General features: G+C 37.7%; 5 protein-coding genes. All 5 read left to right on the top strand.

Annotation, left to right across the window (positions count from 1 at the left end; genetic code table 11):
- Positions 1 to 222, top strand: a 222-nt coding sequence (locus tag A2003_RS05920; RefSeq protein ID WP_286686958.1) for a DUF1634 domain-containing protein, incomplete at its 5' end; no start/stop codon positions are given.
- Between the two features lie 116 nt (positions 223 to 338).
- Entirely contained in the window at positions 339 to 1,226 is an 888-nt protein-coding gene (locus A2003_RS05915; protein WP_112987505.1) for a sulfite exporter TauE/SafE family protein, read from the top strand.
- Positions 1,227 to 1,344: 118 nt separating this feature from the next.
- Complete coding sequence (locus tag A2003_RS05910) at positions 1,345 to 2,436, top strand: 3-deoxy-7-phosphoheptulonate synthase (protein WP_004915740.1); 1,092 nt, start codon at positions 1,345 to 1,347, stop codon at positions 2,434 to 2,436.
- Positions 2,437 to 2,612: 176 nt separating this feature from the next.
- Positions 2,613 to 3,119 carry a hypothetical protein gene (locus tag A2003_RS05905; RefSeq protein ID WP_112987524.1) on the top strand — a complete coding sequence of 169 codons (507 nt, stop codon included), beginning with the start codon at positions 2,613 to 2,615 and terminating at the stop codon, positions 3,117 to 3,119.
- A gap of 76 nt (positions 3,120 to 3,195) precedes the next feature.
- Positions 3,196 to 4,240: TonB-dependent receptor (locus tag A2003_RS05900; RefSeq protein WP_286686957.1), on the top strand; the 1,045-nt coding region annotated here is incomplete at its 3' end.

The following is a 4,240-nucleotide window of genomic DNA, read 5'->3' as shown; positions in this document are numbered from 1 at the left end:
CAGTCTAAAGTTCATTTGAAATATCAAAAAATAATGACGACCTATCAAGTGCAATTTCGAATCTTGGCTTTTCTTTTATTCCTAATTTCAGGAAGTTTATTATGTTGGATTGAGGGAATATCGATCGGATTCGTCAGTTGGTGGATATTTGCAACACCCATCACCTTACTATTGGTTTTAAAAATCAATCATGTCTTAACTCCTAGAGTCAAACACAAATGACGTTAAAAAATCGTCCTTTAGCTTTTTTTTGCATAAGTAAATCATTATTCATCACAACGAGTTATCTCAAAAAAGCATAAGATATGCCTGTTTTTGCATAATTAGGCATATTGGTAATGTTTGGTCCTATTGAATTTATCATGGCTGGGGTTTTGGTTGGCTTCTGTGTAGGTATCACAGGTGTTGGCGGTGGTTCTTTGATGACTCCTATTCTTATTAGCCTTTTCAAAATTGAACCACATATCGCAATTGGTACTGATTTGCTCTATGCATCAATCTCTAAATTCTGTGGCTCAGTTGTTCATGCAAAGAAACTCAATATCGTTTGGCCAATCGTTATTTGGCTAGCAATCGGTAGTATTCCTGCTTCATTCGCAACCTCATGGGTTTTAGAACATTATTTAAGTCAATCAACGAACTACAAAGCTGTATTAACGATGGTACTTGGTTTTATGCTGACTTTGACAGGTATCTCGATTGTCTTTCGTGCGCAAATTGAAAAGTTCTTTGACCGTTTCCGTAATCGTGAACAAGCAAATATGGAAAGCGAGCAACATGCTTTACAACATAAACGCCATTATATCGTCATCATGGGGATCATCTTAGGTGTGTTCGTTACACTATCATCTGTAGGTGCTGGTGCTTTTGGCATCATGGCTTTAGTAATTATGTTCCCAAATCTACCTATGATTCGTATTATTGGTTCTGATGTTGTACACGCAGTATTATTGACAGCAGTTGCTGGCCTAAGCCATATGTCTTCAGGCAACGTCGATTTTACATTATTGATGTGGTTATTGGTTGGTTCTATTCCAGCAATTATTGCAGGCACATTGATCAGCTCGCATATGCCAGAACGTTTGATTCGTAAAATTCTAGGTATCACATTATTTGCGCTAGGGATTAACTTTATGGTTAACCCGATCAAAGCGAAACCAAAGCCAGTAGAAACTCAACAAGCTGTCGTGATTCAGCAAACAACAACTTCTACAAGCGCAGTTTAAGTAGCAAAATGCCGATTGTTTCTACATAAAATATGATTATAACTAGTTAATCAGTCGGCTTTTCGTGCTATATTCGTAGACAAAATAACCTCTTCTTTTGATTAAATTTGTGACAGCAATGAATACTCTACAGTCAAATCCAGTTTCTCAGCCAGATATCGACGACGTTAACATTAAAAGCATTCAAACTTTAATTACCCCTGCGGAACTGAAAGCTGATCTTCCTTTATCTGCGGCTGCGTCGCAAACTGTATTACAAGGACGTGCAACTGTACGTAATATTTTAGATGGTAAAGACAAGCGCTTGTTTGTCGTTATTGGCCCTTGTTCGATCCACGATCCTAAAGCTGCAAATGAGTATGCTGATCGCTTGAAAGAGCTAAGTGAAAAAGTAAAAGATACGCTTTATTTAGTTATGCGTGTTTATTTTGAAAAACCACGTACAACAGTAGGTTGGAAAGGTTTAATTAATGACCCTGATATGAATGACTCTTTCAATATTGAAAAAGGGTTACATATTGGTCGTGGTCTTTTACTAGAATTAAATGAAAAAGGTTTGCCTTGTGCAACTGAAGCACTTGATCCGAACTCACCTCAGTACTACCAAGATTTAATTTCTTGGTCAGCGATTGGTGCTCGTACAACAGAAAGTCAAACACACCGTGAAATGTCTTCTGGATTATCTTCACCTGTTGGCTTTAAAAATGGTACAGATGGCGGTTTAACAGTTGCAACGAATGCAATGCAATCAGTAAAACACGGTCATAGCTTCTTAGGCTTAAATGAAAACGGTCAAGTTGCAATTATTAATACTAAGGGCAATCCTTACGCACACGTAGTTTTACGTGGTGGTAACGGTAAGCCAAATTATGATGCAACTTCTGTTGCTGAAGCTGAAGCTGCTTTAGCAAAAGCTAAAGTAAGCAATAAAATCATGATCGATACCAGTCATGCTAACTCAAACAAAGATCCATACTTACAACCTTTAGTTCTTAAAAACATCACAGAGCAAATTCTTGATGGTAATAAGTCAATCGTAGGCATCATGGTTGAAAGTCATTTGAAAGGTGGTCGTCAAGATATTCCTGAAAACTTATGTGATCTTGTTTATGGTCAATCAGTAACTGATGGCTGCATCGACTGGGAAACAACAGAAAAAGCACTATTAGAGATGCATGAAGCGTTAAAAGACGTTTTACCAAATCGTTAATAAATAGTTGATATAAAAAACAGACTCTTATGAGTCTGTTTTTTTTACGTAAAAAGCTCGATAAATCCCAAATAAGGTGATCTTGAATACTGATTCATCTGTTTAAGATATGTTTTGTAGTGCAAAGTTTTTTTAACTATACTGCTGCCACATTTCCACTGTGTCGTATCATTGATATGAAGTCCAGTTTCCGTCAACATTTGCTAAAGTGGCGTGCCTGTCTTGGCGCGATAACTTTGCTTTGTTTACTCTGGCATATTTTCTTACCCACGATGGTTCATAGTGGCGTTGTACCTGCACTGTATGCAATGCCGAGTCACTGCCAAGTTACAAATATTCAAAATAGCTTAATAGATTCAGATAGCCATTCAAGTCATCACCATCATGCTATGCACGATAAAACTCAGCATGAACAACATCTTCAACATATAGAACACAATCAACTTAGTGATCATGCTAAAGAAGTTTTTGCGCTTGCAAGCAAGATCATGAAGCATTGTCCTTTATGTACTTATGGTGTTGACGCTGCTGCAATTGTTCCTTTTATTGCAATTATTTTTGTATTTTTATTGGCTTGGTTTACTCGTGTACAATGCCTATGCTATGCGTGGACAGAAGATCTGCATATACCACGTATCTACTATATTTTCCCAATTAAACAAGCACCTCCACTCGCTCTATAAAACGCAATTCCGTAAATATCGTATCCAGTGAGAACTGCGGTACCGCCTTGTTTATTGCTTTTTTATAGAGTTTGATATGAATACTCAATTTCGTTTGTCAGTATTAGCTGCTGCGTGCCTTTCTGTTACTTACAGTTCAATTGCTTTAGCTGAAACTTCATCAAAAGATGAAACCGAAACCTTAGCGACGATTGTCGTCACTGCAAGCCGTGAGGGAGAATCGATTAGCAATACTCCTGCTGCAATTAGCAAAATCAGCAAGCAAGATATAGAAGATAAACATGGAACATTTATTGGTCAGTTAGTGAATCAAACACCTGGTGTTTTGATGAATGACTTGGGTAATGAGCAGCACATGATGTCTATACGCCAACCAATCACGACTGCGGCTGTTTATCAGTATTTAGAAGATGGTATATCTGTGCGTCCTGTAGGTGTTTTTAACCATAATGCACTGTATGAAGTAAATTTGGCTGGGATTGATAGTATTGAAATTCTGCGTGGTCCAGCGAGTAGCTTATATGGAAGTAATGCAATTGGCGGCACGATTAACTTTCTTACAAAAGCTCCTAGTTTAAATCCAACAGCTGAGCTAGGTTTAAGTGCTAGTTCTGAAGGTTATCGCCGTCTAGACCTAGGTGCATCCAATACCTTTGATACCGAATTTGGGGAGCATGGTCTAAGAATATCAGGCTATGCCAGTGAGCGTGGTGATAGCTGGCAAGATCATGCTGAAAGTAATAAGCAAAGTATAACTATAAGACATGATTGGCGCATATCAGATGCCACCCAAATTAAAAATATCGTCAATTATAATCATCTCAAAGCAGATATGACGGGTAGTTTAAATGCTGATGATTTCAGTAAACGATCTGGTTACAGTTATCAAACCTTTACTTATCGTGAAGTTGATGCAACAAGACTTTCATCTCAATTGAACCACAGTTGGAATGATCAAAACCAAAGTCAAGCGACACTGTATTATCGTGATAACACCACTGAACAGAATCCAAGTTATAACATCCGTACTGATGTTAAGAATGGCAAATCTACTGGAACATATACTGGCCAAACTACATATAACGCCTTTAAGTCTTATGGTTTAAATTTACAACATTCCA

Source organism: Acinetobacter sp. GWC1_38_13, from assembly GCF_001767535.1.
Classification (GTDB): Bacteria; Pseudomonadota; Gammaproteobacteria; order Pseudomonadales; family Moraxellaceae; genus Acinetobacter; species Acinetobacter junii.
Note: the sequence above shows the minus strand (reverse complement) of the source record. Positions and strands in the feature narration are given on the sequence as shown.